Origin of the sequence: Pseudomonas sp. PICF141 (assembly GCF_002286815.1) — a bacterium.
Classification (GTDB): domain Bacteria; phylum Pseudomonadota; class Gammaproteobacteria; order Pseudomonadales; family Pseudomonadaceae; genus Aquipseudomonas.
Genome location: NZ_MUNM01000044.1, coordinates 121,476 through 144,105, shown reverse-complemented (window position 1 = coordinate 144,105; position 22,630 = coordinate 121,476). Strand labels below are relative to the sequence as shown.

The window sequence follows — 22,630 nt, the reverse complement described above, 5'->3', positions numbered from 1 at the left end:
GGTCCGACCAAGGGCCGATTGCCATTCCCACGGGCCGTCGCTACAGTGACGGCCCGTTTTTGTTGCCTTGCTAACGAATTATGACGCCCCTAGAACGATATCAAGCTGATCTGAAACGCCCGGAATTCTTCCATGACGCCGCGCAGGAAACTGCCGTGCGCCATTTGCAGCGCCTGTACGACGATCTGGTCGCGGCCTCGCAGAACAAACCGGGCATGCTCGGTAAACTGTTTGGCAAGAAAGACCAGGGGCCGGTCAAAGGCCTGTATTTCTGGGGCGGCGTTGGTCGCGGCAAGACTTATCTGGTCGATACTTTCTTCGAAGCGCTGCCATTCAAGGAAAAGACCCGTACTCACTTCCACCGCTTCATGAAGCGCGTGCATGAAGAGATGAAGACTCTGGGTGGCGAGAAAAACCCGCTGACCATCATCGCCAAGCGCTTCTCCAACGAGTCGCGAGTGATCTGTTTCGATGAGTTTTTCGTTTCTGACATCACCGATGCAATGATCCTTGGCACATTGATGGAAGAGCTGTTCAAGAACGGCGTGACCCTGGTCGCGACCTCGAACATCGTGCCCGACGGCCTGTACAAGGACGGCCTGCAACGTGCGCGCTTCCTGCCGGCCATTGCGCTGATCAAGCAGAACACCGAGATCGTCAACGTCGACAGCGGCGTCGATTACCGTCTGCGTCACCTTGAGCAAGCGGAACTGTTCCACTTCCCGCTGGACGAGGCCGCCCAGGAAAGCCTGCGCAAGAGCTTCCGTGCCTTGACGCCGGAATGCACGGCAGCCATCGAGAACGACGTGCTGGTGATCGAGAACCGTGAAATCCGCGCCGTGCGTACCTGCGATGACGTGGCCTGGTTCGACTTCCGCGAACTCTGCGACGGCCCGCGCAGCCAGAACGATTACATCGAACTGGGTAAAATCTTCCACGCCGTGTTGCTCAGCAATGTCGAACAGATGAGCGTCACCACCGACGACATCGCCCGACGCTTCATCAACATGGTCGATGAGTTTTACGATCGTAACGTGAAGCTGATCATTTCCGCCGAAGTCGAGCTCAAAGACCTCTACACCGGCGGTCGCCTGAACTTCGAGTTCCAGCGCACGCTTAGCCGTTTGCTGGAAATGCAGTCACATGAATTCCTGTCCCGGGCGCATAAGCCGTAGACAATTCGAAAACATAAAAAAGGGCCTGCATATGCAGGCCCTTTTTCGTTTATCGCAGAACCTGTGGGAGCGGGCTTGCCCGCGATGGCGGTGCATCAGCCACAATAATGTTGAATGTGCCGCCGCTATCGCGGGCAAGCCCGCTTGTTCTCCAGGGCTACGCCGCTTGCTGAAACTGCTGCCGATACTGGTTCGGCGACAACTCGGTGTGCTGGCGGAACAGCCGGGCGAAGAAGCTCGCATCGTCATAGCCGACCTCATAACTGATGGTCTTGATGCTCTTGCGGCTGCCGGACAACAAGCCCTTGGCGGTTTCGATGCGCAGTCGTTGCAGGTAATGCAGCGGTTTGTCGCCGGTGGCGGTCTGGAAGCGGCGCATGAAGTTGCGGATGCTCATGCCGTGTTCGCGGGCCACGTCTTCGAAGCGGAACTTGTCGGCGAAATGTTCTTCGAGCCAATGCTGGATCTGCAGGATGATCACGTCCTGGTGCAGTTTCTGCCCGCCGAAACCGATCCGCCCCGGCGCATAGCTGCGCTGCACTTCATAAAGAATGTCGCGGGCCACGGCCTGGGCCACGTTGGCGCCGCAAAAACGCTCGATCAAATAAATGTAGAGATCACAGGCCGAAGTGGTACCGCCGGCGCAATACAGGTTGTCGGCGTCGGTTAGGTGTTTGTCCTGATTGAGCTGAATCTGCGGGAAGCGTTCGGCAAAGGCATTGAAGAAACGCCAGTAGGTCGTCGCTTCCTTGCCATCGAGCAAGCCGGCCTCAGCCAGCCAGAACACGCCGGTGGCTTCACCACACAACACGGCGCCGCGTGCATGCTGCTGACGCAGCCATGGCAGGACCTGTGGATAACGTTTGCAGAGCGTGTCGAAGTCGTCCCAGAAGGCGGGAAGGATAATGACGTCGGCATTCTCCAGGCCACCGTCCACCGGCATGATCACATCGCTGAAGCTATTTACCGGTTTGCCGTCGGGGCTGACCAGCCGGGTTTCAAACGCCGGTGTCAGGCCGTGGCCCAGTTGTTTGCCGTAGCGCAGGCTGGCCAGATGGAAGAAATCCTTGGCTTGCATGAGGGTGGAAGCGAAAACCCGGTCGATAGCCAGGATGCTGACGCGCCGCAAGGGCGTGGAGACTTGGTTAGACATAATTCAACTTTATTCTTATAGGGGAAAGTGGTCACCAGACGGCTGGATCGTCTTATTTTTTGTCGGATGTGTCCAGTGTCCTGTATCTGAAGCGAGGCTTAGTCTCTAAAGGTCAATTCCGCCTAACAATAACGACAGGTGCCGCATGATTCCCAGAACCTTGTTCAGCTCCGAGCACGAACTTTTTCGCGACAGCGTGCGAACGTTCCTTGAAAAAGAGGCCCTGCCGTTCCACGGGCAATGGGAAAAACAAGGCTATATCGACCGCCAACTCTGGAACAAGGCAGGGGAGGCGGGGATGCTTTGTTCGCATCTGCCGGAGGAATACGGCGGGCTGGGGGCAGACTTTCTCTACAGCGCGGTGGTGATCGAAGAGGTCGGTCGCCTGGGGCTGACCGGGATTGGTTTTTCACTTCATTCGGACATCGTTGCGCCTTACATCCTGCATTACGGCAGTGAAGCGCTGAAACGCAAATACCTGCCCAAACTGGTGTCTGGCGAAATGGTCACCGCGATTGCCATGACCGAGCCGGGTGCCGGTTCCGACCTGCAAGGGGTGAAAACCACCGCGGTGCTGGATGGCGACGAATACGTGATCAACGGTTCGAAGACCTTCATCACCAATGGCTTTCTGGCTGATTTGGTGATTGTCGTGGCCAAGACCGATCCGAAGGCGGGGGCGAAGGGTACCAGTCTGTTTCTGGTGGAGGCCAACACGCCGGGCTTCGCCAAGGGTAAACGTCTGGAAAAGGTCGGCATGAAGGCTCAGGACACCTCGGAGCTGTTCTTCCAGGACGTTCGGGTGCCGAAGGAGAACCTGCTGGGCCAAGCCGGGATGGGCTTCGCTTACTTGATGCAGGAACTGCCGCAGGAACGTCTGACGGTGGCGGTGGGTGGTTTGGCGTCAGCTGAAGCGGCGTTGCAATGGACGCTGGATTACACCCGTGAGCGCAAGGCTTTCGGCAAGGCCATCGCCGACTTCCAGAACACTCGTTTCAAACTCGCTGAAATGGCGACCGAAATCCAGATCGGCCGGGTTTTCGTCGATCGCTGCCTGGAACTGCATCTGCAAGGCAAGCTCGACGTGCCGACAGCGGCTATGGCCAAGTACTGGGGCACCGATCTTCAATGCAAGGTGCTCGACGAGTGTGTGCAGTTGCATGGCGGTTACGGGTTCATGTGGGAATACCCGATCGCCCGGGCGTGGGCGGATGCGCGGGTGCAGCGGATCTATGCCGGGACCAATGAGATCATGAAGGAGATTATTGCGCGGTCGCTTTGATTGGCGTTGCCGGATGCCATCGCGGCAAACCGCGCTCCCCCAGGATACGGTGATTTTCTATGGGAGCGTGGCTTGCCCGCGATTGGGCTTACGAATCGATCAAGGAGCAGGATTCGGATGGTCCTGGTGAATCGCCTCGATCCCCGCCAACACTTCGTCGGAAAGTTTCAGCTCGACGCTGGCAATGTTGCTGTCCAGTTGCTCAAGCGTGGTGGCACCAATGATGTTGCTGGTGACGAACGGTTGCTGGGTGACGAAGGCCAGGGCCATCTGCGCCGGATCCAGACCGTGTTCACGCGCCAGTGCCACATAACGGCTGCACGCTGCTTCTGACTGAGGATTGAAGTAGCGGCTGAAGCGGCTGTAAAGACTCAGGCGACCTTTGGGCGGACGTGCACCACCTTCGTACTTGCCCGACAGGAAACCGAACGCCAGTGGCGAGTAGGCGAGCAGGCCGCACTGTTCGCGGATGGCGATTTCCGCCAGGCCGACTTCGAAACTGCGATTGAGCAGGTTGTAAGGATTCTGGATCGACACCGCGCGCGGCCAGCCCCGGGCTTCGGCGATGGCGAGGAAGCGCATGGTGCCCCATGGTGTTTCGTTGGACAGGCCGATGTGGCGGATCTTGCCGGCCTTGACCTGTTCGTCCAATGCTTGGAGGGTGTCTTCCAATGGCGTGAGGTTGACTTCACTCGTGTGCTTGTAGCCCAGTTGTCCGAAGAAATTGGTACTGCGTTCCGGCCAGTGCAGTTGATAGAGGTCGATGTAGTCGGTCTGCAAGCGCTTGAGGCTTGCATCCACGGCCTGGACGATGTTCTCGCGATTGTGCTTGAGGTTTTTGTCGCGGATGTAGTCGATGGTGTTGCCGGGGCCGGCGATCTTGCTCGCCAGGATCCAGTCGGCGCGATCGCCGCGACTTTTGAAGTAATTACCGATGTAGCGCTCGGTGGTGGCGTAGGTTTCGGCCTTGGGTGGCACCGGATACATCTCGGCGGTGTCGATGAAATTGATCCCCGCGCTCTTGGCCCGTTCGATCTGGGCGAAGGCTTCAGTCTCGCTGTTTTGCTCACCCCAAGTCATGGTGCCAAGGCAGATTGCACTCACGTTCAGATCGGTTCGGCCTAGCTGGCGATAGTCCATCGGGCGCTCCTTGGGCAAAACAATCATAAAAGCAGGTTGAAATATTTTTCGCAATCTGCATAATTGCGCACCTCTTTCTGCAGTGGAAGTGATGCGCCGCCGCCGAAGAATCTTGCCGTTGAACGGACGCGCCGACCCGAGCCCCCGAAAGCGTCTGTATCCGGCTGCCTTTGACTTGTCAAAGTACGCACTATTCAGTAAGATCCGCCGTCTAATTTACAGGGCGGCCCCTGAGGCTATAAAGAATGAAAACTTTTACTGCTAAACCGGAAACAGTACAGCGCGACTGGTTTGTCGTCGACGCTGCAGGTCAGACCCTGGGTCGTCTGGCCACCGAAATCGCGAGCCGTCTGCGTGGCAAGCATAAAGCTGAGTACACTCCTCACGTTGACACCGGCGATTACATCGTCGTTATCAACGCCGAGCAGATTCGTGTAACCGGTGCTAAAACCACCGACAAAATCTACTACTCCCACTCCGGTTTCCCGGGCGGCATCAAGTCGATCAACTTCGAAAAGCTGATCGCTAAAGCCCCTGAGCGCGTGATCGAGACCGCGGTCAAAGGCATGCTGCCTAAGAACCCGCTGGGTCGCGACATGTATCGTAAGCTGAAAGTCTATGCGGGCGCTGTACACCCTCATACTGCTCAGCAGCCCCAAGAACTGAAGTTTTAACGGAATAGTTCATTATGTCGGCGACTCAAAATTACGGCACTGGCCGTCGCAAGACCGCAACCGCACGCGTTTTCCTGCGTCCGGGTACTGGTAACATCTCCATCAACAACCGTTCGCTGGATAATTTCTTCGGCCGCGAAACTGCCCGCATGGTAGTTCGTCAGCCGCTGGAATTGACTGAGACTGTCGAGAAGTTCGACATCTACGTCACCGTGATCGGTGGTGGTGTAAGTGGTCAGGCTGGCGCAATCCGCCACGGTATCACTCGCGCACTGATGCAGTACGACGAAACCCTGCGTGGCGCTCTGCGCAAAGCTGGCTTCGTTACTCGCGATGCTCGTGAAGTTGAACGTAAGAAAGTTGGTCTGCGTAAAGCGCGTAAGCGTCCGCAGTACTCGAAGCGTTAATTCGCTTTCACGTTCAAGAAGAACGCCCAGTTTCCTCGCGAAGCTGGGCGTTTTTTTATGGGCGCGATTTATCGAGGAATTGCGCTGTGACAACTTGCCACATCCGCAGAGGCCCTATACTGCAAGGCTTGGCAGTGAAGCCCCTCGGTAATTACCTTGTCAGGATTGGGGCTTTTCATTACCATTCGGCAAAATTTTTATAAGTTCAGATTTTTACTTAGTAGACGCCTGATTTAACAGGCCACAAAGCTGATGGGAGAGGACTGAATGAGCAATGACGGCGTGAATGCAGGCCGGCGTCGCTTCTTGGTAGCAGCCACATCCGTGGTGGGTGCTGCAGGAGCGGTGGGGGCTGCGGTCCCGTTCGTGGGGTCATGGTTTCCCAGTGCCAAGGCGAAAGCCGCAGGTGCACCGGTGAAAGTGAATGTCAGCAAGATCGAGCCAGGTCAGCAAATGATTGCTGAGTGGCGCGGCCAGCCGGTGTTCATTGTCCGCCGTACCGAGGAAATCCTGGGGAATCTGAAAAAGATCGAGGGCCAGCTGTCTGACCCGACCTCCAAGAACTCGACGCAACCGACCTATGTCGACCCGGTGACGCGTTCGATCAAGCCAGAAGTTCTGCTGCTGATCGGTATCTGCACACACCTGGGTTGCTCACCGACTTTCCGTCCGGAAGTGGCGCCTGCAGATCTGGGCAAGGATTGGGTCGGGGGGTATTTCTGCCCTTGCCACGGTTCTCACTACGATTTGGCTGGCCGCGTCTACAAGTCGCAACCTGCGCCTTTGAACCTGCCAGTTCCCCCGCATTCCTATGAGTCCGATGACATCATTGTCATTGGCGTCGATACGGAGAAAGCGTGATGAGCAAGTTCATGGATTGGGTTGATGCGCGCTTCCCCGCAACCAAAATGTGGGAAGACCATCTCAGCAAGTACTACGCCCCGAAGAACTTCAACTTCTTCTATTTCTTTGGCTCCCTGGCACTGCTCGTTCTGGTCAACCAGATCGTTACCGGTGTCTGGCTGACCATGAGCTACACCCCGTCGGCGGAAGAGGCGTTTGCTTCCGTCGAATACATCATGCGCGACGTCGAGCACGGGTCGATCCTGCGCATGTTGCACGCAGTCGGGGCTTCGATGTTCTTCATCGTCGTTTACCTGCATATGTTCCGTGGCCTGCTTTACGGTTCGTACCAGAAGCCGCGCGAGCTGGTGTGGGTGTTCGGCATGCTGATCTACCTGGCGTTGATGGCTGAGGCCTTCATGGGTTATCTGCTGCCGTGGGGCCAGATGTCCTACTGGGGCGCCCAGGTGATCATCTCGCTGTTCGGTGCGATCCCGGTCATCGGTAACGACCTGACCCAATGGATTCGTGGCGACTACCTGATTTCCGGTATTACACTGAACCGCTTCTTCGCCTTGCATGTGGTTGCCCTGCCGATCGTGATTCTCGGTCTGGTGGTGGTGCACATTCTGGCGCTGCACGAAGTGGGTTCGAACAACCCGGATGGCGTCGACATCAAGAAGTACAAAGACGAAAACGGCGTACCGCTGGACGGCATTGCTTTCCACCCGTACTACACCGTGAAAGATATCGTCGGCGTGGTGGTGTTCCTGTTCATCTTCTGCTCGATCGTATTCTTCTTCCCGGAAATGGGCGGCTATTTCCTCGAGAAACCGAACTTTGAAGTGGCGAACGCCTTCAAGACTCCTGAGCACATCGCTCCGGTCTGGTACTTCACCCCGTTCTACGCGATTCTGCGGGCGGTTCCGGACAAGCTCCTGGGCGTAATCGCCATGGGCGCGGCCATCGCTGTGCTGTTCGTCCTGCCATGGCTGGATCGCAGCCCGGTCAAGTCGATGCGCTACAAAGGCTGGCTGAGCAAGATCTGGCTCTGGGTGTTCTGCATCTCGTTCGTGATCCTGGGCGTGTTGGGTGTTCTGGCGCCAACGCCAGGCCGTACATTGCTGTCGCAGGTATGTACCTTCCTGTACTTCGCCTACTTCATTCTGATGCCGTTCTACACCAGGCTCGAGAAGACCAAACCGGTTCCGGAAAGGGTGACTGGCTGATGAAAAAGCTATTTGCTGTAATGATTCTTGCGGCGATGCCCGTACTGTCTTTCGCATCGACATCCAGTGGCCCGGAGCTTGAGAAGGTCGACATCGACGTTTCCGACAAGGCGGCCATGCAGGACGGCGCGCGTACGTTCGCCAACTATTGCATGGGCTGCCACAGCGCGAAGTTCCAGCGCTACGAGCGTGTCGCCGATGACCTGGGCATTCCTCACGATTTGATGCTTGAGAAGCTGGTGTTCACCGGCGCCAAGATTGGCGATCACATGAACATCGGCATGCAGCCGGCCGATGCCAAGACCTGGTTCGGTGCCGCGCCGCCCGACCTGACCCTGGTGGCTCGTGTTCGTGGCACCGACTGGCTCTACGGCTATCTGCGTTCGTTCTATGAAGACCCGTCGCGTCCATGGGGGGTGAACAACAAAGTGTTCCCGAACGTCGGCATGCCTAACGTTCTTGTCGGCCTGCAGGGTCGTCAGGTGGTAGGCTGCAAACAGGTTCAAGTCGTCGATGACGGCAAGAAGCAATACGATCCACTGACCGGCACCGCTTTGACCCATGAAGCCTGCGATCAACTGACTGTATTGCCGAAAACCGGCACGCTGAGCGAAGAGCAGTTCGATGAGAAGGTCAAGAATCTGGTGACCTTCCTGGCCTACTCGGCCAACCCGGTGAAGCTGCAGCATCAGCGCATCGGTACCTATGTGTTGCTGTACCTGGCGTTCTTCTTCGTATTCGCTTACTTGCTCAAGCGTGAATACTGGAAAGACGTCCATTGATAAAGCTGTAAGCCATTGCTGTTAATCGCGCGCGCCCAGGGGCGTCTCTGAAGGTGTAACGAGTCTGGTGATCCAGGCGTTACGGGAGACGCCCTCTGGGCGCGTGTGTTTTTCCGTTTCCGATAATTTCAACAAGCGAGGAGGATCGCCATGGGCGTGACCAATCGGTTGGCCTGTTACTCCGACCCCGCCGACCACTATTCCCACCGAGTGCGCATCGTACTTGCAGAGAAGGGTGTCAGCGCCGAAATCATTTACGTGGAGGCTGGTCGCCAGCCGCCTAAACTGATTGAAGTGAACCCTTACGCAAGCCTGCCCACCCTGGTCGATCGTGACCTGGCGTTGTGGGAGTCAACCGTGGTGATGGAGTATCTGGATGAGCGTTACCCGCACCCGCCGCTACTGCCGGTTTATCCCGTGGCGCGTGCCAACAGTCGTCTGCTGATTCATCGTATTCAGCGTGACTGGTGTGGCCTGGTGGATCTGATTCTGGATTCGCGGACCAAGGAAGCAGCCCGAGTCGTGGCGCGTAAAGAGCTGCGCGAAAGCCTGACAGGCGTGTCGCCATTGTTTGCCGACAAGCCGTTTTTCCTCAGTGAGGAACAAAGTCTGGTGGATTGCTGCCTATTGCCAATACTCTGGCGATTGCCGATTCTGGGTATTGAACTGCCGCGGCCTGCCAAGCCGCTGCTTGATTATATGGAGCGCTCGTTTGCGCGTGAGGCTTTCCAGGCGAGTCTGTCTGGTATCGAACGCGATATGCGCTAAGGCTTAAGGAGCCGCTATGAACTCCAGTCGACCTTATCTGGTCCGCGCGCTCTACGAGTGGATTGTGGACAACGATTGCACCCCGCACATGCTGGTCAATTCCGAGTATCCATCGGTGCAGGTGCCTCAGGGTTTCGCCAGTGACGGACAGATTGTCCTGAACGTTTCCCCGGCAGCCGTGCGGCATCTGCACATGGATAACGAGGCCGTCAGTTTCGAGGGGCGCTTCGGTGGCGTGCCGCACACCCTGTATGTGCCTATCGCATCGATCCTGGGCATTTACGCCCGGGAGAACGGTCAGGGCATGGTATTCGATATGGAGCCTCTGGAAGACGAGGAAGAGATCGAGCCGGATGATGATGTTCCGCCACCCGACAGTGAGCCGCCGCGTCCCAGCGGTCGACCCAGTTTGAAAGTGGTGAAGTAATAAAAAAGGCGATCCGAATGGATCGCCTTTTTTATTACTTCACCACGTCAAACGCGTGGGGACGATGGCGACATCAAGGACACCATCGTGCTCCAACAAGGGGTCAGTCGATGTACTCGAACAACTTCACGATTTTCTGCACCCCGGAAACGCCTTGTACCAAATTGGTCGCCTGAGCCGCTTCCTGCTTGGTCAGCAGACCCAGCAAGTAGACGATGCCGTTTTCGGTCACAACCTTGATGCGCGAGCCCGGGATGGAGGCGTCGGCGAGCATTTGGGTCTTGATCTTGGTGGTCAGCCAAGTGTCGTTCTGACGCGCCAGCAATGAGGACGGTTGCAATACTTGCAGTTCGTTGTGCACCTTCTTTACACGCTGAACGGAGGCGGCAACCTGTTCTGCCTTGGCCTTGAGGTCGGCACGAGGGGTTTGCCCGGCGAGCAGTACCACGCCGTTGAAGCTGGTGACGACGATGTGCGAATTGTTGTCCAGGTCCGGATCGGCCTTGGCAATATTGACACCAGCCTTGGTTTCGATCAGAGAGTCGTCGATCTTGCTGCCGAAGGTGCGGGTGCCACGGTCATCATCGATCGGCGCTTCACGGCTGGCGTTAACCACCGAGGTGCAGCCGCTGATGCCAAGGCACAGGGTCAAGGCCAGAAGGCCTAGGCGATTAGGGGTCATTCTTCACTCCCGAACAGTTGGCTGTCGATCAGATCGCAAAGGCAATGGATCGCCAGCAGGTGGACTTCCTGAATACGTGCTGTGACGTTGGCCGGCACGCGAATCTCGACGTCCTCAGGCAATAGCAGTGACGCCATGCCGCCGCCATCACGACCGGTCAATGCTACGACAATCATTTCGCGATCATGTGCGGCCTGGATCGCTTGAATTATGTTTGCCGAGTTGCCGCTGGTGGAAATCGCCAGCAAAACATCACCCGGCTGGCCGAGGGCGCGGATCTGTTTGGAGAAAATTTCGTTGTAGCTGTAATCGTTGGCGATCGAGGTGATCGTCGAGCTGTCGGTTGTCAGTGCGATGGCAGGCAGGCTCGGGCGCTCGCGTTCGAAGCGGTTGAGCAGCTCGGAGGAGAAGTGCTGTGCGTCACCGGCGGAACCGCCGTTGCCGCAGGACAGCATTTTGCCCTCGTTGAGCAGGGCGTTGACCATGACCTGGCTGGCTTGCTCGATGTGCGGTGCAAGTACGTCCATCGCCTGTTGCTTGGTGTCGATACTGGCCTGAAAAAGCTGGCGAATTCGCGATTGCATGTCCATCTGTGTGACCTTAATTAGCGCGGCTACTCGGCACATGAATGTGCAGCCCGCAAAGCAAAGAGCAAAAGTGTTGGGTGAAGGTGTCCGGTTCGGGACGCAAGCGATCAGCTGTCGAAGGCATTCTGCAACCAGTTCAACTGATCAAGGTTGCTGTCGATGGCAACCACGTCGAAGCGGCAGGGGGAATTGGCCCAACGCGACTCGCGCTGAAGAAAATACTGCGCGGCGAAAATCAGTTTCTGCCGTTTGCGCCCATCGATGCTATCGAGCGCGCCACCCCATTGGGTGTTTTTTCTATAGCGGACTTCGACGAATACTACTGTATCGCCATCAAGCATGACCAGATCAAGCTCGCCGCGTTTACACAACCAGTTCTGCGCCAGCAGGCGCAGACCTCGTTGCTGAAGATGCTCGAGCGCATGACGCTCGGCATCTTTACCGCTTTGCTGGCGTGACCTGTCAGGCATCAGCGTGAGGTGTCCGGCAGGCGTTGAACCTGACCGTTGATGAACTCCGCCCATGGCAACTGACGCTCGACCCGTTGACTCTGAGTCATGCCCAGGCTGCCCGATTGACCCTGGATGCGGCTGTCCGGCAAGGCCTTGAGTTGCCCCAGGCGCGGTGCCAGGCGATAGGCGTCAACGCCCATCGCATACAGGCGGCCCAGGCTGCCGCCGGCTTGTGGCCATTGGGCAGTGACCTGTTTGCGCAGGGGGTCATTGGCATCCAGCAACCATGGGGTTTCGCAGAAGCGAATACCGTTCATGTCGTTGTACTGGTTCTGATCGCCGCTGGCGCTGAATACATGGGAGGTGGCGTAAACCGGCACGTCACCCGCGTACTGGAAGTTCAGGGTCGGTTTGATCTGTTGAGCCTGTTGCGGCGTTGCGGCCAGGAAGATGAACTCGATGTCCTGGCGGCGCGAAGGTTGGGCGGCAACCTGCGAGCCAACGGTGCTTTGCAGGCTTTTGGCGCGGCCTTCGCTCTGGCGCAGCTGGAACATGTCGGCAATCTGCTGGGCCAGTTGCACCGGCTGGTCGACGCGTTCGGTAGCGACGATGCTGCCACCGTTGGCTTGCCAGTCCTGGCTGAACGCCCTGAGTACGCGGTCGCCCCATTCGCCTTTCGGCACCATGATCGCGGCGCGGTGCAGGCCATCGGCGCGTGCGCGACGTGACACTTCGCGGGCTTCGTCTTCGGCGGCAAGACCGAACTGGAACAGTTGAGCCGGACCTTGTTCGCCTTCGCTGTAGTTCAGCGCCAGGGTGGTGATCGGCAATTGCGGGCGCGCGCTGAGTTGTTTGACCAGCGGCTTCTCCAGAGGGCCGACTACCAGTTGCACACCGTCGGCCTGGGCCTTGCGATAGAACTCGTCGAGAGAGGTCAGGCGCGAGCTGTCATAGAACTCGATGGCTGGCGGCTTCTGCCCGGCTTGTTGCGCCTGGTAATGAGCAGCCATGAAGCCTTCGCGCAGTGCTTTGCCAACCGAACCGAGTGGGCCGTCCTGGGGCAGCAGCAGGGCGATCTTGCTCAAGGGCTGGCTGGCCAGTTCTTTGAGTTTGGTCAATGGCAACGGCAGCTGGATGGCAGCCGGGTGCTTTGGATTCTGTTCGCGCCAGGTGTCGATCGCGGCTTGCTGCTGTTCCAGCGTGCCGGCCGTTTTCACCACCAGCGCCAGACGGATCCAGCCGCCGAAGTCATCGTCGGTGATCGGCTGCAATTGATCGGTTGGCAGCGAAGCGATCAGGTTCCAGATCGCTTCGTGGTTTTTGCTCGCGGCTTCACCTTCCAGCATCGGCGCAATAAAGATGCGCTCCCGTGCGGCGGCCAGGGTCTGGCCGTCGGCCTCAAGGGCGCGGGCATGAACGGTGGCGGTGCGAACCTGTTGTTCGGCGGGCAGTTCGCCCAGGCGTTGCAGGCTCGGATGGCTCAGGGCAGTCAGCGCCGCTTTGGGCTGATTGCGGACCATGGCCAGTTCAGCCGCCAACGTACTGGCGAAGACTTGCTGGCCCGGCTTGAGTTGTTCCACCGGCACCTGTTGCAGGATTTGCGCGGATTGGCCGGCATTGCCCTGGCGATAAGCCAGGTCTGCCGCGCTCAAGCGCAATAGGGCGGCTTTTTCCGGGTCTTTGCTTTTAGTGGCCTGTTCGAGCAGTTGCTCGATACTGGCATCCGGGGTCCGTGGAAGTTCGCCAAGGCTGGAGGAGGGCGAGCTGGCGCAAGCCGCCAGCAAGGCAGCGAGGCAGAGGGCAGTGAACAGCCGCAGGCAAGCGATCATGTAGTGTTCCTGGTACTCGATCAAATTAGCGTGGAATTGTACCCAAGCACTGGCCGGGGCGCGATGTTACTGGCGTGAATCGATCAATTTAGCTCGTGTAAATGTTGCCGCACTGCTCAAAAGGCTGGAAAACCCGCGCAGAGTGAGGCGTATCGCAAGCGCCGCTACGCGCTACAATGTCGCCTTTTACCGATCATGAGGTGTGCGCTTTGACTGCTCCAGGTGCTTTGAATTCCGCTGCTGGCTCGCTTTATGTGGTGGCGACGCCCATCGGCAACCTGGACGACATCAGTGCGCGTGCGCTGAAAATCCTGCGCGACGTCGCTTTGATCGCGGCCGAAGACACTCGCCATTCCCAGCGATTGATGCAGCATTTCGGTATTCCCACGCCGCTGGCGGCCTGTCATGAACACAACGAGCGGGAGGAGGGTAACCGCTTTATCACGCGTCTGCTGGCGGGTGACGATGTGGCGTTGATTTCCGACGCCGGGACGCCGCTGATTTCCGATCCGGGCTATCACTTGGTGCGTCAGGCTCGTGCCGCGGGAATCAATGTGGTGCCGGTTCCGGGAGCGTGTGCCTTGATTGCGGCATTGTCGGCGGCGGGCCTGCCGTCGGACCGTTTTATCTTCGAAGGTTTTTTGCCGGCCAAGGCTGTCGGCCGCCGGGCGCGTCTGGAGCTCGTTAAAGAAGAGCCGCGCACGCTGATTTTCTATGAAGCACCGCACCGCATCCTCGAATGCCTGCAAGACATGGAGCTGGTATTCGGTGGCGAGCGTCCAGCGTTGCTGGCGCGTGAGCTGACCAAGACCTTCGAAACCCTTAAAGGCTTGCCTCTGGCCCAATTGCGCGAATTCGTCGAGTCGGACAGCAATCAGCAGCGTGGCGAGTGCGTGGTGTTGGTGGCGGGTTGGTCTGCCCCTGAGACCGAAGACGCTGTCAGCAGCGAAGCCATGCGTATTCTCAATCTGTTACTCGAAGAGATGCCGCTCAAGCGTGCGGCGGCATTGGCGGCGCAAATTACTGGCGAACGCAAGAATGTGCTCTATCAGGTCGCCCTGGATAAACAGAAGGGCGAGTAAAACCGATGTGCAGCGCCGGCCAGAGGCTTTTAGCGCTTGTTCTTCGGCCGCTCTGCCGTTAATCTTCGCGGCGGAGAGTCGATCGGACAGTCGCTGCCCTCTATGAAAATTAGGGGGGGGAGGAAAGTCCGGGCTCCATAGGGCGAAGTGCCAGGTAATGCCTGGGAGGCGTGAGCCTACGGAAAGTGCCACAGAAAATAACCGCCTAAGCGCTTCGGCGCCGGTAAGGGTGAAAAGGTGCGGTAAGAGCGCACCGCACGTCTGGCAACAGTTCGTGGCTAGGTAAACCCCACTTGGAGCAAGACCAAATAGGGTCCCAAGGCGTGGCCCGCGCTGGGACCGGGTAGGTTGCTAAAGATGTCCAGTGATGGCCATCGTAGACGAATGACTGTTCAAGACAGAACCCGGCTTACAGATCGACTCTCCACCTTTTTTCCTCTCTGCCGGATCATTGGCAGCGATGTGTGTAATGGCAATTTCCCTCCCTGCTGAATCAATAGCAGAAGCGCTTTTGTAATACCGAAAAAATCTTACTCTTAACAAACTACTTTAACTTTTGAACGCAGCCTTCTGTGCTGATTCAAGTTATCGATCGAATTCATCCGTCAGATTCTCGTTAACCCTTCTTTCCCGCGGCTAAATCTCCGTTCTGTAAGGCTTTTCCTTTAATGCGCGCCTTGACGGTGTGGTGGGCGCATTCCTATAGTGTGCGCAAGTGGCGGAAAGTGGCATGAAGTGGGTTTTTTGAGCGCAAAACGCTAATATTTGGAGAAACGCTGACGTGTTTCGCGGAGCTAACGCTATCAGTCTCGATGCAAAGGGCCGTCTCGCAATGCCGAGCCGGTACCGTGACGAGCTGGTTTCGCGTAGTTCCGGTCAATTAATCGTCACCATCGATGCCGTTGATCCGTGTTTGTGTGTTTATCCCCTCGATGAGTGGGAAATTATCGAAACCAAATTGCGCGCATTGCCTTCGCTTCGCGAAGAGAACCGCCGCCTGCAACGTTTACTGATTGGTAATGCCGTCGACCTCGAGCTCGACGGCAGTGGTCGTTTTCTGGTTCCGCCGCGTCTTCGCGAATATGCCAAGTTGGATAAGCGCGCGATGTTGGTAGGCCAACTGAACAAGTTCCAATTGTGGGACGAGGATGCCTGGAATGCGGTTTCTGCCGCTGACCTGGCTGCTATTCAACAACCGGGCGCCATGCCTGATGAACTGCGTGATTTAATCCTGTGACTATTGATAGCGGCTTTAACCACATCACCGTACTGCTTGACGAAGCCGTCGAGGCTCTCGCCGTACGTCCTGATGGCTGCTATCTGGACGGTACGTTCGGACGTGGCGGGCACAGTCGGTTGATCCTCAGCCAGCTCGGGCCTGATGGCCGGTTGCTCGGATTCGACAAAGATCCCCAAGCGATTGCCACCGGGCAAACGCTAGCGGCCGAAGACGGCCGCTTTGTCGTTGTGCAGCGCAGCTTTGCCGAGCTCGGTTCGGAAGTCGCCGAACGCGGTCTGGCCGGCAAGGTCAGCGGTGTTCTGCTCGACCTCGGCGTGTCCTCGCCACAGCTCGACGACCCGCAGCGCGGTTTCAGCTTTCTCAACGACGGTCCGTTGGACATGCGCATGGACCCGTCCCGCGGGATAAGCGCCGCCGAGTTCGTCAACACCGCGCCGGTGGAAGAAATCGCCCGGGTGTTCAAGCAATACGGCGAAGAGCGTTTCTCCGGACGCATGGCACGTGCCGTCGCCGAGCGTCGCGACATCAAGCCGTTCGAGCGCACTGGCGATCTGGCTGAAGTGCTGAAAGTCGCCAACCCGGCATGGGAAAAGGGCAAGCACCCGGCCACCCGTGCATTCCAGGGCCTGCGTATTCACGTCAACAACGAATTGGGCGATCTGGAAGCCGGCCTCGAAGCGGCGCTGGAATGCCTTGAAGTGGGCGGCCGTCTGGTCGTTATCAGCTTCCACTCGCTGGAAGACCGCATCGTCAAACTGTTCATGCGCAAGCTGGTGAAAGGCGAAGCCGACAACTTGCCGCGCAACCTGCCGGTCCGTCATGTCGCTTTCGAACCGATCATCAAAATCCATGGCAAAGCGCAGACCGCCTCGGAGGCCGAACTCAAAGCCAACCCACGTTCTCGTAGCGCCGTCATGCGCGTCGCGGAGAAGCTGCGGTGAGCAAGCTTTTCGCCAAGCCACTTCCCGGCGGAAGCTTTTTCATGCTGCTGTTGTTTGCCGGCGTGCTTGTGTCGGCTATAGGCGTGTCCTATAGCGCGCACTGGAATCGTCAACTGCTCAATACTCTGTACGGCGAATTGAGCGTGCGCGACAAGGCGCAGGCGGAGTGGGGGCGGTTGATTCTCGAGCAAAGCACCTGGACCGCCCATAGCCGCATCGAAGTCCTGGCTACCGAGCAACTGAAGATGCGCATTCCCGGCGCCGCTGAAGTGCAGATGGTGGCGCCATGATGAAACTCGAAGGCGCGCTCTTTCCCTGGCGGTTCCGTCTGGTGGTCGGGTTGCTCGGCATCATGGTGGCGGCGATTGCCTGGCGCATCATTGATTTGCAAGTGGTCGACCGTGCCTTCCTCAAAGGTCAGGGCGATGCGCGCAGCGTTCGCCATATTCCTATTCCGGCTCACCGTGGTCTGATTACCGACCGTAATGGCGAGCCGTTGGCCGTGAGTACTCCGGTCACTACCCTGTGGGCCAACGCCAAGGAAATGCAAACGGCCAAAGAGAAGTGGCCGGCACTGGCGGCTGCCTTGGGACAGGATCCGAAAGCCCTGGCCGAACGTCTCGAAGCCCAGGCCAACAAAGAATTCATTTATCTGGTGCGCGGGTTGACCCCCGAGCAGGGCCAGGCCGTGCTCGATCTGAAAGTACCGGGCGTTTATGGCATTGAAGAGTTCCGGCGTTTCTACCCGGCCGGCGAAGTCACCGCCCACATGGTCGGCTTCACCGACATCGATGACCACGGGCGCGAAGGCGTCGAGCTGGCTTATGACGAATGGCTGGCCGGCGTGCCCGGCAAGCGGCAGGTGATCAAGGACCGGCGCGGCCGGCTGATCAAAGATGTCCAGGTCACCAAAAACGCCAAGGCCGGCAAGCCCTTGGCGTTGTCCATTGACCTGCGCCTGCAATATCTGGCCAACCGTGAACTGCGCAATGCAATCATCGAGAATGGCGCCAAGGCCGGTAGCCTGGTGATCATGGACGTGAAGAGCGGCGAGATCCTGGCCATGGTCAACCAGCCGACCTACAACCCGAACAACCGTCGTAACCTGCAACCTTCGATGATGCGCAACCGCGCGATGATCGACGTGTTCGAACCGGGTTCGACCATGAAGGCGATCTCCATGAGCGCCGCGATTGAAACCGGGCGCTGGAAGCCGACCGACACGGTTGAGGTGTACCCAGGCTCTTTGCAGATTGGCAAGTACACCATCAAGGACGTCTCCAAGAGTGAAGGCCCGGTACTCGACCTGACCGGCATTCTGATCAATTCCAGTAACGTCGGTATGAGTAAGATTGCGTTCGATATCGGCGGCGAAACGATTTTCCGCCTGGCGCAGAAAGTCGGCCTCGGCCAGGACACCGGGCTCGGTTTCCCGGGCGAGCGCGTCGGCAACCTGCCGAACTACCGCGAATGGCGCAAGGCTGAAACCGCCACGCTGTCCTACGGTTACGGTATTTCGGTGACGGCGATCCAGTTGGTCCACGCCTTTTCGGCCTTGGCCAACAATGGTCGCCTTGCACCTCTGACCCTGATCAAAACCGACAAGGCACCGCAAACCACACAGGTATTGCCGGAAGCCGTCGCGAAAACCATGCAAACGATGCTGCAACAAGTGATCGAAGCCCCGCGCGGTGTATTCCGTGCGCAAGTGCCGGCATATCACGTGGGCGGCAAGTCGGGTACTGCACGTAAAACGTCGGTCGGTACCAAAGGCTACGCCGAGAATTCCTACCGCTCGCTGTTCGCCGGATTCGGCCCGATGAGCGATCCGCGCTACGCAATCGTGGTGGTGATCGATGAGCCGACCAAAGCCGGTTACTTCGGCGGTCTGGTATCGGCGCCGGTGTTCAGCAAAGTGATGTCCGGGACCTTGCGCCTGATGAACATCACCCCGGACAACCTGCCTGCCACTCAACAAGCGAACGCCACACCGGTCGTGCCGCTGAAAGCCAATGGAGGGCGCGGCTGATGTCGCTGAGCCTGAACAAGATATTCGCCCACGCCGGTCGCGATCTGCTGATTCGCGAATTGGCGCTGGACAGCCGTAACGTAAGAGCAGGCGATCTGTTTCTCGCGGTGCCTGGTGGCAAGTTCGACGGGCGCGCGCACATCGCCGACGCCTTGCAACGCGGCGCTGCTGCCGTGGCTTATGAAGTCGAAGGCGCGACTGTGCTGCCAATCACCGACGTGCCGTTGATTCCGGTCAAGGGCCTGGCGGCGCAGCTGTCGGACATTGCCGGGCGTTTCTATGGCGACCCGAGCCGTCATTTGAACCTGATCGGCGTGACCGGTACCAACGGTAAAACCAGCGTGACCCAATTGGTCGCCCAGGCGCTCGACCTGCTGGGTCAGCACTGCGGCATTGTCGGCACCCTGGGCTCCGGTTTCTACGGCGCGCTGGAAAGCGGTCTGCACACCACGCCGAACCCGATTGCGGTGCAAGCGACCCTCGCCGACCTGAAAAAAGCCGGCGCCAAAGCCGTGGCCATGGAAGTCTCTTCCCACGGGCTGGATCAGGGCCGCGTGAGCGCACTGGCCTTCGATGTGGCGGTGATGACCAACCTGTCGCGCGACCATCTGGATTACCACGGCACCATGCAGGCTTATGGCGAAACCAAGGCCAAGCTGTTTGCCTGGAATGACCTGAAGTGCCGGGTGGTCAACCTGGACGACGAATTCGGCCGGCAACTGGCTGCCGATGAGGGCGAGTCGCGACTGATCACTTACAGCCTGGAAGATGCCGGCGCCTACCTGTATTGCCGCCAGGCGCAGTTCGATGATGAAGGTGTGCGCGCCACGCTGGTCACGCCGCAAGGCGAGCACCATTTGCGCAGCACCTTGCTCGGTCGTTTCAACCTGAGCAACGTGTTGGCCGCGGTCGGCGCGTTGCTCGGGCTGGACTACGCGCTGGACGAAATCCTCAAGGTGCTGCCCAAACTCGAAGGTCCGGCCGGTCGCATGCAGCGCCTGGGTGGCGGTACCCAGCCATTGGTGGTGGTCGATTACGCCCACACGCCGGATGCGCTGGAAAAAGTCTTGATGGCCCTGCGTCCACACGCCAAAGGCCGGTTGCTGTGCCTGTTCGGTTGCGGTGGTGATCGCGATCGCGGCAAGCGTCCGCTGATGGCAGAAGTGGTCGAACGTCTGGCCGATGGCGTACTGGTCACCGATGACAATCCGCGCACCGAAGACCCAACCATGATTTTCGACGACATCCGCGCCGGTTTTACCGCTGTGGATAAAGTGACCTTCGTCGCTGGCCGTGGCGAGGCGATTGCCCAATTGATCGCCAGCGCATCGGCCGATGACGTGATTGTCCTGGCCGGTAAAGGTCACGAGGACTATCAGGAAATCAACGGCGAGCGCCACGCTTTCTCCGATCTGGTCGAGGCTGATCACGCCCTGACCGCGTGGGAGGTGGCTCATGCTTAAGGCCTTGAAACTGAGCGAACTGACCCGTGCATTGAATGGTCGCCTGATTGCCGGCGACGCCAGCTTCGACGGCGTCAGCATCGACAGTCGCGCAATCAAGCCTGGCCAGCTGTTTATTGCCCTGGCCGGCCCGCGTTTCGATGGCCATGACTACCTCAATGACGTCGCCGCCAAAGGCGCCGTGGGTGCTCTGGTCGAGCGCGAAGTTGCTGGCAGCGCGCTGCCGCAACTGCTGGTCAAGGACACCCGCCAGGCCCTCGGCCAATTGGGCGCGATGAACCGTGCGGCGTTCACTCAACCGGTCGTGGCCATTACCGGTTCCAGCGGCAAGACCACGGTCAAGGAAATGCTCGCGAGCATCCTGCGCACGCGCGGTCCTGTGTTGGCGACCCGTGGCAATCTGAACAATGACCTTGGTGTTCCGCTGACCCTGCTCGAACTGGCACCGGAACACACGGCGGCAGTCATTGAACTGGGGGCCTCGCGGCTCGGCGAAATTGCCTATACCGTTGCCATGACCAAACCCCATGTCGCCGTGCTGAACAATGCCGGTACTGCTCACGTTGGCGAGTTCGGTGGCCCGGAAAAAATCGTCGAGGCCAAGGGCGAGATCATTGAAGGGCTGGATGCTTCGGGCGTCGCCGTTTTGAATCTCGACGACAAAGCGTTTCCAATCTGGAAGGCTCGTGCCGCTGCCCGCCAGGTGATGAGTTTCTCTCAACTGGATGCCGGCGCGGATTTTTATGCCAGTTTCATCGTTTCCGATGCACGCGGCTGCCCTGCATTCGAACTGCACACACCGCAAGGTATTGCCCGGATTCAATTGAATCTGCTCGGCGGGCATAACGTTACCAACGCAGTTGCTGCCGCTGCCGCCGCTTATGCCCTGGGCGTGTCCTTGTCGCATATCGCTTCGGGGCTCAATGCGGTGCAACCGGTCAAGGGGCGCGCCGTTGCGCAACTGGCAACTAACGGTATGCGCGTGATCGATGACACGTACAACGCAAACCCCACCTCCATGTGCGCCGCCGTTGATATACTCGCCGGCTTTTCCGGCCGCACCATTCTGGTGCTCGGAGATATCGGCGAGTTGGGCGATTGGGCGGAGCAGGGGCACCGCGATGTGGGCGAGTACGCCCGCGGCAAGGTTTCCGCGCTTTACGCGGTCGGGCCAATGATGGTTCACGCCGTAAACGCTTTCGGCGAGCAGGCTTTTCACTTCAGTACTCAGGCTGAACTGATCAAGGCCCTGGAAGCCGAGCAGGACCCAAACACCACCATTTTGATCAAGGGCTCGCGCAGCGCCGCGATGGAAAACATCGTCGCCGCTTTGTGCGGGACCCGTCTGGAGAAACATTAATGCTGCTGCTGCTAGCGGAGTATCTGCAACAGTTCTACAAAGGCTTCGCGGTCTTCCAGTACCTGACCCTGCGCGGGATTCTCGGTGTGCTGACCGCGCTGGTCTTGTCGCTGTGCTATGGCCCGTGGATGATCCGCACCTTGCAGAACCGTCAGATCGGTCAATCCGTTCGCAACGATGGCCCGCAATCGCACCTGTCCAAATCCGGTACCCCGACCATGGGCGGGGCGCTGATTCTTTCGTCCATCGGTGTCAGCACCTTGCTCTGGGCCGACCTGGCCAACCGTTACGTTTGGGTGGTGTTGTTGGTCACCTTGCTGTTCGGCGCCATCGGCTGGGTAGACGATTACCGCAAAGTCATCGAGAAAAACTCCCGTGGCCTTCCGAGCCGCTGGAAGTATTTCTGGCAGTCGGTGTTCGGCCTGGGCGCGGCGGTCTTCCTTTATATGACCGCGGCAACGCCGGTAGAAACCACCCTCATCCTGCCCATGCTCAAGGACTACAGCATTCCGCTGGGCGCGGGTTTCATCGTCCTGACCTATTTCGTGATTGTCGGCTCCAGCAACGCAGTCAATCTGACCGACGGCCTCGACGGTCTGGCGATCATGCCTACCGTGATGGTCGGCGGCGGCCTGGGGATCTTCTGCTACCTGTCGGGTAACGTGAAATTCGCTGAATACCTGCTGATTCCCTACGTGCCGGGCGCCGGTGAGTTGATTGTGTTCTGCGGTGCGTTGATCGGCGCGGGTCTGGGTTTCCTCTGGTTCAACACCTATCCGGCCCAGGTATTCATGGGCGACGTCGGTGCACTGGCACTGGGCGCGGCGCTGGGCACCATCGCGGTGATCGTCCGCCAGGAAATCGTCCTGTTCATCATGGGCGGCGTGTTCGTGATGGAGACCCTGTCGGTTGTCATCCAGGTTGCCTCCTTTAAGTTGACCGGTCGCCGTGTGTTTCGCATGGCACCGATACACCACCACTTTGAACTCAAGGGCTGGCCCGAGCCGCGCGTGATCGTCCGTTTCTGGATCATCACCGTGATTCTGGTGCTGATCGGCCTTGCCACCCTGAAGCTGAGGTAGAAC

23 protein-coding genes and 1 other RNA gene are annotated in these 22,630 nt (G+C 58.5%); 18 read left to right on the top strand and 6 right to left on the bottom strand.

The features are described 5' to 3' along the window. Positions 1–80: 80 nt before the first annotated feature. Positions 81–1,175: a cell division protein ZapE gene (gene zapE, locus BZL43_RS12250; protein ID WP_095632540.1), complete on the top strand. Its 1,095-nt coding sequence runs from the start codon at positions 81–83 to the stop codon at positions 1,173–1,175. 157 nt (positions 1,176–1,332) lie between these two features. Here zapE and BZL43_RS12245 read toward each other — a convergent pair whose 3' ends face one another. Continuing rightward, positions 1,333–2,229, bottom strand: a complete 897-nt coding sequence (locus BZL43_RS12245) for a GlxA family transcriptional regulator (RefSeq protein WP_177409330.1) — start codon at positions 2,227–2,229, stop codon at positions 1,333–1,335. Between the two features lie 244 nt (positions 2,230–2,473). Here BZL43_RS12245 and BZL43_RS12240 point away from each other — a divergent pair, with 244 nt between their 5' ends. Beyond that, positions 2,474–3,610 (top strand): acyl-CoA dehydrogenase family protein, encoded by a 1,137-nt coding sequence (locus BZL43_RS12240; RefSeq protein ID WP_095632538.1) that lies wholly within the window; start codon positions 2,474–2,476, stop codon positions 3,608–3,610. Between the two features lie 99 nt (positions 3,611–3,709). Here BZL43_RS12240 and BZL43_RS12235 read toward each other — a convergent pair whose 3' ends face one another. Then, positions 3,710–4,750: an NADP(H)-dependent aldo-keto reductase gene (locus BZL43_RS12235; protein ID WP_095632537.1), complete on the bottom strand. Its 1,041-nt coding sequence runs from the start codon at positions 4,748–4,750 to the stop codon at positions 3,710–3,712. Between the two features lie 245 nt (positions 4,751–4,995). Here BZL43_RS12235 and rplM point away from each other — a divergent pair, with 245 nt between their 5' ends. The 7 genes from rplM (at position 4,996) to BZL43_RS12200 (ending at position 9,880) form a co-directional block, all read left to right on the top strand. After that, complete coding sequence (gene rplM, locus BZL43_RS12230; RefSeq protein ID WP_007905295.1) at positions 4,996–5,424, top strand: 50S ribosomal protein L13; 429 nt, start codon at positions 4,996–4,998, stop codon at positions 5,422–5,424. Positions 5,425–5,438: 14 nt separating this feature from the next. Beyond that, entirely contained in the window at positions 5,439–5,831 is a 393-nt protein-coding gene (gene rpsI, locus BZL43_RS12225; RefSeq protein ID WP_002555064.1) for a 30S ribosomal protein S9, read from the top strand. Between the two features lie 267 nt (positions 5,832–6,098). Next, positions 6,099–6,692 carry a ubiquinol-cytochrome c reductase iron-sulfur subunit gene (petA, locus tag BZL43_RS12220; protein WP_095632536.1) on the top strand — a complete coding sequence of 198 codons (594 nt, stop codon included), beginning with the start codon at positions 6,099–6,101 and terminating at the stop codon, positions 6,690–6,692. After that, positions 6,692–7,903 carry a cytochrome bc complex cytochrome b subunit gene (locus BZL43_RS12215; RefSeq protein ID WP_007905302.1) on the top strand — a complete coding sequence of 404 codons (1,212 nt, stop codon included), beginning with the start codon at positions 6,692–6,694 and terminating at the stop codon, positions 7,901–7,903. The genes petA and BZL43_RS12215 overlap by 1 nt, the downstream gene beginning before the upstream one ends. Further along, entirely contained in the window at positions 7,903–8,685 is a 783-nt protein-coding gene (locus BZL43_RS12210) for a cytochrome c1 (protein WP_095632535.1), read from the top strand. Before BZL43_RS12215 ends, BZL43_RS12210 begins: the two co-directional genes overlap by 1 nt. Before the next feature lie 150 nt (positions 8,686–8,835). Beyond that, positions 8,836–9,453 carry a glutathione S-transferase N-terminal domain-containing protein gene (locus tag BZL43_RS12205; protein ID WP_095632534.1) on the top strand — a complete coding sequence of 206 codons (618 nt, stop codon included), beginning with the start codon at positions 8,836–8,838 and terminating at the stop codon, positions 9,451–9,453. A gap of 16 nt (positions 9,454–9,469) precedes the next feature. Then, positions 9,470–9,880: a ClpXP protease specificity-enhancing factor gene (locus tag BZL43_RS12200; protein WP_095632533.1), complete on the top strand. Its 411-nt coding sequence runs from the start codon at positions 9,470–9,472 to the stop codon at positions 9,878–9,880. Between the two features lie 103 nt (positions 9,881–9,983). On the opposite strand, the gene BZL43_RS12195 is transcribed toward BZL43_RS12200, so the two are convergent. The 4 genes from BZL43_RS12195 to BZL43_RS12180 all read right to left on the bottom strand — a co-directional run bounded on the left by BZL43_RS12195 (position 9,984) and on the right by BZL43_RS12180 (position 13,430). Then, positions 9,984–10,562, bottom strand: a complete 579-nt coding sequence (locus tag BZL43_RS12195) for a BON domain-containing protein (RefSeq protein ID WP_095632532.1) — start codon at positions 10,560–10,562, stop codon at positions 9,984–9,986. Next, complete coding sequence (locus tag BZL43_RS12190) at positions 10,559–11,152, bottom strand: phosphoheptose isomerase (RefSeq protein ID WP_007904374.1); 594 nt, start codon at positions 11,150–11,152, stop codon at positions 10,559–10,561. Before BZL43_RS12190 ends, BZL43_RS12195 begins: the two co-directional genes overlap by 4 nt. Before the next feature lie 104 nt (positions 11,153–11,256). Beyond that, positions 11,257–11,619, bottom strand: a complete 363-nt coding sequence (locus BZL43_RS12185) for a YraN family protein (RefSeq protein ID WP_095632531.1) — start codon at positions 11,617–11,619, stop codon at positions 11,257–11,259. Next, positions 11,619–13,430 (bottom strand): penicillin-binding protein activator, encoded by a 1,812-nt coding sequence (locus tag BZL43_RS12180; RefSeq protein WP_095632530.1) that lies wholly within the window; start codon positions 13,428–13,430, stop codon positions 11,619–11,621. The genes BZL43_RS12185 and BZL43_RS12180 overlap by 1 nt, the downstream gene beginning before the upstream one ends. Positions 13,431–13,606: 176 nt before the next feature. Between BZL43_RS12180 and rsmI the strand changes: the two genes are divergently transcribed. From rsmI to mraY, 9 genes are all read left to right on the top strand, one after another. Then, positions 13,607–14,512 (top strand): 16S rRNA (cytidine(1402)-2'-O)-methyltransferase, encoded by a 906-nt coding sequence (rsmI, locus tag BZL43_RS12175; protein ID WP_168185088.1) that lies wholly within the window; start codon positions 13,607–13,609, stop codon positions 14,510–14,512. A gap of 74 nt (positions 14,513–14,586) precedes the next feature. After that, an RNA gene (rnpB, locus tag BZL43_RS12170) (RNase P RNA component class A) lies at positions 14,587–14,940 on the top strand. 353 nt (positions 14,941–15,293) lie between these two features. Beyond that, the gene (mraZ, locus tag BZL43_RS12165) at positions 15,294–15,749 is read left to right on the top strand and encodes a division/cell wall cluster transcriptional repressor MraZ (RefSeq protein WP_003205355.1); all 456 of its coding nucleotides are present in this window, start codon (positions 15,294–15,296) and stop codon (positions 15,747–15,749) included. Next, on the top strand, positions 15,746–16,693 hold the full coding sequence (gene rsmH / locus BZL43_RS12160) for a 16S rRNA (cytosine(1402)-N(4))-methyltransferase RsmH (RefSeq protein WP_168185087.1): 948 nt from the start codon (positions 15,746–15,748) through the stop codon (positions 16,691–16,693). Before mraZ ends, rsmH begins: the two co-directional genes overlap by 4 nt. Next, entirely contained in the window at positions 16,690–16,983 is a 294-nt protein-coding gene (ftsL, locus tag BZL43_RS12155; protein ID WP_095632529.1) for a cell division protein FtsL, read from the top strand. Before rsmH ends, ftsL begins: the two co-directional genes overlap by 4 nt. Continuing rightward, positions 16,983–18,722 carry a penicillin-binding protein 2 gene (locus BZL43_RS12150; protein WP_177409329.1) on the top strand — a complete coding sequence of 580 codons (1,740 nt, stop codon included), beginning with the start codon at positions 16,983–16,985 and terminating at the stop codon, positions 18,720–18,722. Before ftsL ends, BZL43_RS12150 begins: the two co-directional genes overlap by 1 nt. Next, entirely contained in the window at positions 18,722–20,185 is a 1,464-nt protein-coding gene (locus BZL43_RS12145) for a UDP-N-acetylmuramoyl-L-alanyl-D-glutamate--2,6-diaminopimelate ligase (protein WP_095632527.1), read from the top strand. The genes BZL43_RS12150 and BZL43_RS12145 overlap by 1 nt, the downstream gene beginning before the upstream one ends. Then, a complete protein-coding gene (murF, locus tag BZL43_RS12140; RefSeq protein WP_095632526.1) occupies positions 20,178–21,545 on the top strand; it encodes a UDP-N-acetylmuramoyl-tripeptide--D-alanyl-D-alanine ligase in 1,368 nt (455 codons plus the stop codon). The genes BZL43_RS12145 and murF overlap by 8 nt, the downstream gene beginning before the upstream one ends. Further along, positions 21,545–22,627, top strand: coding sequence for a phospho-N-acetylmuramoyl-pentapeptide-transferase (gene mraY, locus BZL43_RS12135; RefSeq protein WP_095632525.1), 1,083 nt, complete (start codon positions 21,545–21,547; stop codon positions 22,625–22,627). The genes murF and mraY overlap by 1 nt, the downstream gene beginning before the upstream one ends. Positions 22,628–22,630 lie beyond the last annotated feature (3 nt).

Bases quoted from the DNA above. Each gene is read 5' to 3' on its own strand.
- BZL43_RS12180 (WP_095632530.1), bottom strand. From the start codon at position 13,430: ATGATCGCTTGCCTGCGGCTGTTCACTGCCCTCTGCCTCGCTGCCTTG.
- BZL43_RS12210 (WP_095632535.1), top strand. From the start codon at position 7,903: ATGAAAAAGCTATTTGCTGTAATGATTCTTGCGGCGATGCCCGTACTG.
- BZL43_RS12200 (WP_095632533.1), top strand. From the start codon at position 9,470: ATGAACTCCAGTCGACCTTATCTGGTCCGCGCGCTCTACGAGTGGATT.
- BZL43_RS12185 (WP_095632531.1), bottom strand. From the start codon at position 11,619: ATGCCTGACAGGTCACGCCAGCAAAGCGGTAAAGATGCCGAGCGTCAT.
- rsmI (WP_168185088.1), top strand. From the start codon at position 13,607: ATGTCGCCTTTTACCGATCATGAGGTGTGCGCTTTGACTGCTCCAGGT.
- mraY (WP_095632525.1), top strand. From the start codon at position 21,545: ATGCTGCTGCTGCTAGCGGAGTATCTGCAACAGTTCTACAAAGGCTTC.
- BZL43_RS12215 (WP_007905302.1), top strand. From the start codon at position 6,692: ATGAGCAAGTTCATGGATTGGGTTGATGCGCGCTTCCCCGCAACCAAA.
- BZL43_RS12150 (WP_177409329.1), top strand. From the start codon at position 16,983: ATGAAACTCGAAGGCGCGCTCTTTCCCTGGCGGTTCCGTCTGGTGGTC.
- BZL43_RS12190 (WP_007904374.1), bottom strand. From the start codon at position 11,152: ATGGACATGCAATCGCGAATTCGCCAGCTTTTTCAGGCCAGTATCGAC.
- BZL43_RS12240 (WP_095632538.1), top strand. From the start codon at position 2,474: ATGATTCCCAGAACCTTGTTCAGCTCCGAGCACGAACTTTTTCGCGAC.
- BZL43_RS12195 (WP_095632532.1), bottom strand. From the start codon at position 10,562: ATGACCCCTAATCGCCTAGGCCTTCTGGCCTTGACCCTGTGCCTTGGC.
- BZL43_RS12145 (WP_095632527.1), top strand. From the start codon at position 18,722: ATGTCGCTGAGCCTGAACAAGATATTCGCCCACGCCGGTCGCGATCTG.
- rpsI (WP_002555064.1), top strand. From the start codon at position 5,439: ATGTCGGCGACTCAAAATTACGGCACTGGCCGTCGCAAGACCGCAACC.
- petA (WP_095632536.1), top strand. From the start codon at position 6,099: ATGAGCAATGACGGCGTGAATGCAGGCCGGCGTCGCTTCTTGGTAGCA.
- murF (WP_095632526.1), top strand. From the start codon at position 20,178: ATGCTTAAGGCCTTGAAACTGAGCGAACTGACCCGTGCATTGAATGGT.
- rplM (WP_007905295.1), top strand. From the start codon at position 4,996: ATGAAAACTTTTACTGCTAAACCGGAAACAGTACAGCGCGACTGGTTT.
- zapE (WP_095632540.1), top strand. From the start codon at position 81: ATGACGCCCCTAGAACGATATCAAGCTGATCTGAAACGCCCGGAATTC.
- BZL43_RS12235 (WP_095632537.1), bottom strand. From the start codon at position 4,750: ATGGACTATCGCCAGCTAGGCCGAACCGATCTGAACGTGAGTGCAATC.
- BZL43_RS12205 (WP_095632534.1), top strand. From the start codon at position 8,836: ATGGGCGTGACCAATCGGTTGGCCTGTTACTCCGACCCCGCCGACCAC.